This is a genomic window from Parafrankia sp. EUN1f (genome assembly GCF_000177675.1).
In the GTDB taxonomy this organism is placed as follows: domain Bacteria; phylum Actinomycetota; class Actinomycetes; order Frankiales; family Frankiaceae; genus Parafrankia.
The window spans coordinates 1-6951 of record NZ_ADGX01000264.1; the positions used below are offsets into that span (position 1 = coordinate 1).

The following is a 6951-nucleotide window of genomic DNA, read 5'->3' on the forward strand; positions in this document are numbered from 1 at the left end:
CCCGCGGCTGGCGGCTGACCACCAGAACCCCGACCGGCACCGCCGGAGATCGGGGCTGACCTCCGCCGACATCCCTGGTACAGCCCCCGGCCGTCAGCGAGTGGTGGACGTCGCCACGCCGGGGCCGCTGCGCGTCGGGCGGGTCAGTCTGGGATCGACGCGGCGCAGCATGGCCGCGGTCAGCGCGAGGGTGGCGCAGGCCAGGATGGCGCCGAAGCCGATGTCGAAAGTCCACATGTGCTGGTTGTGCGCCCACAACGGGTCCGCCGGGTCGGTGCGCAGCCCCTCGTAGCCCAGCTTCGAGACCTCGTTGATGTCCGCGGTGGACGCAAGCGCCGCATAGCCCCACCGCGCCGGCGCGATCCAGGAGACCTGGGCCACCCAGGTCCGGCCGGACAGCGACACCAGGCCACCGGAGAGCATGAGCTGGGCCATCGTCACCAGCACCAGGACGGGCATCGTCTTGTCGGCGGTGTCGACGATCGTCGACACCAGCAGACCGATCATCATCGACGCGTTCGCGGTGACGATCATCGCGACACCGATCTCGAACAGCGGGGAGCTCAGCACGGCGGCGTCCGCCGGGGCCCGGCCCACCAGGCCGATGAAGGTGCAGACCACGCACTGCACGGTGGTGATCCCGGTCAGCACGACCGTCTTCGAACCGATATAGGCGGCACGGGAAAGCCCGATGGTCCGTTCCCGCCGGTAGATGTCGCGTTCCTTGACGATCTCCCGGATGGAGTTCGCCATCCCCATGAAACAGCCGCACAGGATCAGCACGACGAGCACCTTCGGCGCGTTGGGGTTCGGTGCGTCCGGAAGTGCACCGAGCCCGTCCGGCGCTGGAATCATTCTGGGGATGAAACCGAGCAGGAACGGGAACACGATAATCAGCCGCAGGTAGGAATGGTCGGCTCGTATCACCCGCAGGTAACGGCGGGTGAGAGTGGAGAGCTGGGCGGCGACCGGCCGTTTTCGCACCCTCGGCAGATCCGCCGGCGGCCTGCGGGCCATCGGAGCGACCACCGCCGACGGCACGAAGTACTCCGACGCCCGGAACCGGGCGGCGGCCCCCGCCCCGGAGCTGTGCTCCAGCGTGCGGAACACCGACACGAACTCGCGGAAGTCGTTCTTCCCGAAGAAGTGCAGCGCCCCGTCGACCGGCCCGAAATAGGCCACGTGCCCACCCGGCGCCAGGACGAGAACGTAGTCACAGAGATCCAGGAAAAGCACGCTGTGAGTGACCACGATGACCGTGCGGCCGTTCTCGTCCGACGGGCCCGCGCCCGCGCCCGCGTCCGTACTCGTCCCCGCCCCCTTGGCCAGGCCTCGCAGTGTCTGCATCACGGACTGGTCGTTGGCCGGGTCGAGGCCGGAGGTCGGTTCGTCCAGGAACAGCAGCGACGGGCAGGTGAGCAGTTCCAGCGCCACCGAGGTGCGCTTGCGCTGGCCACCGGAGAGCCGGTGCACCGCGGTGTCTGCGTGCGCGGTCAGGCCAAGCTCGCCGAGGACCTCCTCCACCCGGGCACGCCGTTCCCGCGCGGTGGTGTCCGCGGGGAAGCGCAGCTCGGCCCCGTACTCGAGGGCCTGCCGGACGGTGAGCTGGCCGTGCAGCGGGTCGGCCTGCGGCACGTACCCGATCCGTCGGCGTAGCTCGTCGTAGTCCGCGTAAAGGTCCCGGCCCGCGTACCGGACGGTGCCGGCGTCCGCGGGCCGGAACCCGGCCAGTGCGTTGAGCAGCGTCGACTTGCCCGCGCCACTGGGCCCGACCACGGCAAGCAGCGACCGGGCCGGCAGCCGGAAGGTCACGTTGTGCATCAGCTGCTTGGTACCGGCGTGCACGGACAGCGCCCGCGCCTCGAAGGCGACGTCGCCGGAGTCGATGTACTCGACGAGGCAGTCGCCCTTGAGCTGGTAGAGGTGGTGGCCGATGGCGATCACGTCGCGCTCGCCGACCGGGGCCGCCATCACCCTCCGGCCGTTGACGAAGGTCCCGTTCGCCGAACCGAGATCGACGATCCGCACGCCGTCGGCCTGCACCTCCAGCGCCGCGTGGTAGCGCGAGGCGAGCAGGTCCCCGACGGTGATGTCGTTGTCGCTGGAACGGCCCAGATGCAGCCGCCCGGGACGCAACGTGTGCAGCCGGTGGTGGGCACCGGCCGGGATGGTGGCGGCAGCGGTGGCGGCGGGGAACGGGGCCACGGCGGTGGCAGCGGTGGCGGAGAGCGACCCGGTGCCGTAGCCGGAGCTGGCAGCGGTGGCCGAGAGCGACCCGGTGCCGTGACCGGAGGTGGCAGCGTGCCGCCAGACGGACGCGGTTGCCCTGCCACCGGCCGAGGCGCGGGCAGCGGGGATCATCTGCGGGACAGCCGAGGCCTGGCCGCGACGCCACTGGACGCCCAGCGGCACTGTGTTCTCGTCGCTCGCCCACCGGGGGGCGGGCCACCGCGTGTCCGCGCCAGCCGCCGTGGAGTCGTGTCGCGCACGCCCGCGCCGGGCCTGCTGTTCGTGGTTTCGCTCGTCATGGTTTCGCTCGGCTCGCAGCGCCCGCTGCTCCAGTTTCGCCACATACGCTCGTCCACGCCGCAGCCGGCAACCCAGGAAGGTCGACCCGACACTCCACAGGAGCACCCCGGCGACGGACCGCGCCACCCCGTCCAGCCCGGCGGGCGCCGCCGGCAGGAGCAGGACAACGGCACCCGCGGCAGCGGTCCACGCGATCTTCGGCGGCCGGTGGGCACCGACGCTGTAGAAGGCGACCCAGGCCGCAATCAGCGACGGCCCGTCACCCGGTGACCCGGCCCGGAGATTCACGAGGCAGGACCACCCGGCGACGAATCCGAGAACGAGCGGCGGCCAGCGCCGGCGCAGCACCAGAACTGCACAACTAATCGCACTTGTAACAAGGAAAGTCGCACTCAGTCCGGAACTATCCACCGGGGCCTGCGTGGCGATCGCCACACCCAACCCAAAGGTAACGCACGCGACGGCGATATCAGCTAGATACGTCCGACGCCGCGACTCCTCCCGACCGACATTTCGGAACCCCGCCAGCCATCCGGACACGGCATCACCGTACATAGCCGACGCCGATATCCACCGCGCAGAAACCCGAAAGTGCCACCGTCTACCACGTCTGCAGTAGCCGGTGTACGGCGAATCCGTCACCTCCCCTCGAGACAGGATCTCGTGGGATGACCGAACATCGCACGAGCCGGAACAGCCGACCGGGACGCCACGGACGCCGACAGCACCGCCAGCCGGACCGAGCCCCGCGAAGCCCGCACGGATCAGGAACGGCCGGGAACCGAAGCCACCCCCAACTGCCGGCGACAGGCCTGCCGAACGATGCTCCGAAGCTCCTGCACCGGCCGCCCCCAGCCGGCATCCCACTCTTCCGCAAGGTGAAACAACGAACCGAGCGGAAGATTCATCACCGATTCGTCGAAGTAGTGGTCACCGGCTATCTCATGAACCTTGTCGACGACCCATCGCTCGGTCGCACGCCCCGCAAAGAGCAGCTCGGCCGCGTTGGTGAAAGCCACCAGCGCAGCTGCCCGCAGGTGGTCTCGTTCCACCGCCGCGACATCAACCTGCAGCGGGCCGCATTCCCGCAGGGCCGCCTCGATCAGATCACGGACCGCGGCCGGATCCCTGCCGTCGAGGCCGGCGAGCTCGACCAGCGCCTCACCGTCATAACCACGCGCGATCCAGTGCGCCGCCCAGCCTGGAACCTGCTCCGTCGGAAGCATTCCCAGTACCAGCCACGCCGCGACCAGGTCCGGAGTGGGAACGCCGTCATCCGGTTCGGTCGGCGGGTCACCGGTGTTCGTCATATCCGGCCGCATCTCATCGTTCTACATCGGTCGGCTGCCGGCTGGGCGACGCGGACGAATCAGACCCGCGGGCGGACGTTCAGCCGGCCAGCTGGCCGTTGGCACACGCCGTGTTCTCGCGCCGCGCACCCACGGGTTGTCGTGACCGAAGTACCAGTTCAGTCGCCGGTGAAGACCTCCGGAGAGAACGGGAAGCCGACGTGGCGCGTCAGCGAGATCCCGCAGGCCGAGCTGGAGCAGACGCTGGCCCTGCTGCGAGCCCCGATCAGAGGCGAAGCTGGCGCTTGAGGACCTTGCCCATCGGGTTACGGGGCAGCTCGTCGACGATCTCCAGGCGCTCGGGGCACTTGTACCGCGCGAGGCCTTCGGCCTGGCAGTGGGCGGCGAGGTCGGCGAGAGTGACCGCGCTGCCGGGACGGACGACCACCACCGCGCAGACCCGCTCCCCGGTGCGTTCGTCCGGCACGCCGATGACGGCGGCGTCCGCGACCGCCGGGTGGCGCAGGAGCACCTCCTCGATCTCGGAGGCCGAGATGTTCTCCGCGTTGCGGATGATGACGTCCTTGAGCCGGCCCTCGACGCGGACCCGGCCCTCGCCGTCGACCGAGCCGAGGTCACCGGTGCGCAGCCACCCCTCGTCGTCGAACGCGTCGGCGTCCAGCGTGGCGTCGACGTAGCCCAGGAAGCACTGCGGCCCCTTCAGCCGCAGCTCACCGTCGACGACGCGGACCCGCACTCCGGTCATCGGCCGGCCCACGGTCGAGCCGGCTCCGACGTCCGACGGTGTCTCGCTGGTGGCTACCGGGAACTCGGTCAGCCCCCAGGAGCCCACAACTCCGGGCACACCGAGTGCGTCGGCGACCTCCTGACCGACCGTTGCCGGGGTCGGCGCGCCGCCACCGACGCAAACCCGCAGGGCGGGGAACAGCGCCATGTCACCGTGTGCGCGTTGCGCGGCCACGTAGGCCAGGAAGAACGGTGTGGCGGATCCGAGGACGGTCGGCCGGTGGGCCGCCATCCGCCCGGGGGTGACCGCCGGATCGAACGTGTCGAACAGGACCAGCCGGCCCCCGGTACGCAGGGCCGCCACGAGCATCGCCACGCCCCCGATGTGGGCCAGTGGCCAGGCGATCGGATACACGTCGCCGGCGCCGAAACCCAGCCCGTCGACCACACCGCTCGACGACGCGATCACCGAGGCGTCGGTGTGCCGCACACCCTTGGGGTCGGCCACCGTTCCCGACGAGTAGTAGATCCACCTGCACTCCCCGGCGCCGACGGGAGGCGCCGAATCCGCACCAGAGGCGGATGGCGCGGGCAGCCCGGGTCGCTCCGTCAGCGTGCCGGGGTCGGCGGCGGGGAGCCGCAGACCAGTGCGCGGCGGGCCTTCGAGGTCGAGCGAGACCACCTCGGCACCGAGGGAACGGGCCATCTCCGCGTGGCCGAAACCGCGCCACCGCTCCGGCACGACGAGCAGGCGGGTGCCGACCTGCCGCGTGATGTACCCGACCTCCCGGTGCCGGAACACCGGGATGATCGGGTTCTGCACCAGGCCGAGCCGGGCACACGCCGCCATCAGCACCGCCGCCTCGAGGGTGGTCGGCAGCTGCCAGGACAGCACGTCGCCCGGCCGCAGCCCGAGCGCCCGCAGGCCGGCCGCCACCCGCTCGGCATCCTCGCGCAGCCCGGCGGACGTCAGTGCCCGACCGTGGTCGTCAGCGAGGATCACCGCGTCGGGCGAACGGCGTTCGGCCTGCTCGACCAGGGCCCAGAAGGTATCCGCTCCTGGTAAGCCGAGGTGAGGCCCGCTCGACGCGCTCGTCGTGCTCGTCATTCGTCAGGCCCTGACCCCTCCGACAGCGGCAACCCACCGAAGACGCTCAATCTATCTATACTTTTGGATGCTGTCGAGCAGATCAGGTGCCCGCCCGACAGCGCGCCCCTGCGGACCGCCTGAGACCACCCTGACGCCGGCAGCCCGCGCACAAGCACCTCCCAGCGGGCCGTCACCCCAGCCGCAGCGGATCTCGACCGGCCAGGATGAGACACCGGCGGCGGGCCGGAGACCAGGCGACTCGGCGTCTCCCTCCCACCTCCTCCCAGGGCCACCCGAGGGCTTCACTGGAAATATATATAGATTTACCCTACGATGGTCTCGACCTGGGAGTAGCGGAAGAGGGACGAGTCGTTGACTGACGGACGTGTGTTGATGGAGCGGGAGCCGGAGTCCGGCATCGCCCGCATCACGATCAACAATGCGCAGCGGCGCAACTCCTACGACGCGTCGATGCGCGACCAGCTCGCCGCCTACCTCGACGAGCTGGCGACCGACGACGACATCAAGGTCGTCCTCCTGCGCGGCGCCGGCGGCTACTTCTCCTCCGGCGCCGACATGCGCAACGCCTACGGCTGGTACGGCGAGACAGCGCCGGGCGAGGACGCCGGCTCCGCCCCGCGGGACACCGCCGCCGGCAACGGCGACGGAAAGGCCACCCGACGACGCCGACCCAGCCAACGCCGCCGCCTCGCCGTCGACCGCCAAACCTTCGCCTTCTACCACGAGTTCCTCGGCTACCCCAAAGCCACCATCGCCCAGGTCGAAGGCCTCGCCCTCGGCGGCGGCTTCGAGATCGCCCTCATGGCCGACATCGCCGTCGTCGGCCAGAACGCCCGCCTCGGCATGCCCGCCACCCGCTTCCTCGGCCCCGCACTCGGCTCACTCCACCTGTTCTTCCACCGACTCGGACCCGTCCTCGCCAAACGCATGCTCCTCACCGGCGACCTCCTCACCGGAACCGAACTCGCCGAACGCGGAATCTTCACCGAAACCGTCCCCGACACCGACGTCCCCACCCGCGCCGAATGGTGGGCCCGCAAAGTCTCCCGCATGCCCGCCGACGGCATCGTCATCGCCAAGGAAGCCTTCCGCCTCGTCGAACAACTCCAGGGCTACCAAGGCGAAGAAGTCCTCAGCTACCTCTTCCACGCCTACGGCACCAACCTCAGCTTCGAAGACAACGAATACAACTTCGTCAAGACCCGCGCCCAACACGGCGTCAAACGCGCCTTCGAACTCCGCGACGAACACTTCGAGATCCCCGAACCGTGAGGT

At 70.0% G+C, this 6951-nt stretch carries 4 protein-coding genes; 1 reads left to right on the top strand and 3 read right to left on the bottom strand.

Features of this window, described 5'->3' with window-relative positions:
• Positions 1-93: 93 nt before the first annotated feature.
• The 3 genes from FREUN1FDRAFT_RS37260 to FREUN1FDRAFT_RS37270 all read right to left on the bottom strand — a co-directional run bounded on the left by FREUN1FDRAFT_RS37260 (position 94) and on the right by FREUN1FDRAFT_RS37270 (position 5673).
• Positions 94-2817, bottom strand: a complete 2724-nt coding sequence (locus tag FREUN1FDRAFT_RS37260; RefSeq protein ID WP_232295593.1) for an ATP-binding cassette domain-containing protein — start codon at positions 2815-2817, stop codon at positions 94-96.
• A gap of 476 nt (positions 2818-3293) precedes the next feature.
• The gene (locus tag FREUN1FDRAFT_RS37265) at positions 3294-3839 is read right to left on the bottom strand and encodes a hypothetical protein (protein ID WP_006545609.1); all 546 of its coding nucleotides are present in this window, start codon (positions 3837-3839) and stop codon (positions 3294-3296) included.
• A 265-nt stretch (positions 3840-4104) separates the two neighbouring features.
• Positions 4105-5673, bottom strand: a complete 1569-nt coding sequence (locus FREUN1FDRAFT_RS37270; RefSeq protein WP_006545610.1) for a class I adenylate-forming enzyme family protein — start codon at positions 5671-5673, stop codon at positions 4105-4107.
• A gap of 375 nt (positions 5674-6048) precedes the next feature.
• Between FREUN1FDRAFT_RS37270 and FREUN1FDRAFT_RS37275 the strand changes: the two genes are divergently transcribed.
• On the top strand, positions 6049-6948 hold the full coding sequence (locus FREUN1FDRAFT_RS37275; protein ID WP_006545611.1) for an enoyl-CoA hydratase/isomerase family protein: 900 nt from the start codon (positions 6049-6051) through the stop codon (positions 6946-6948).
• The last annotated feature ends 3 nt before the right edge of the window (positions 6949-6951 follow it).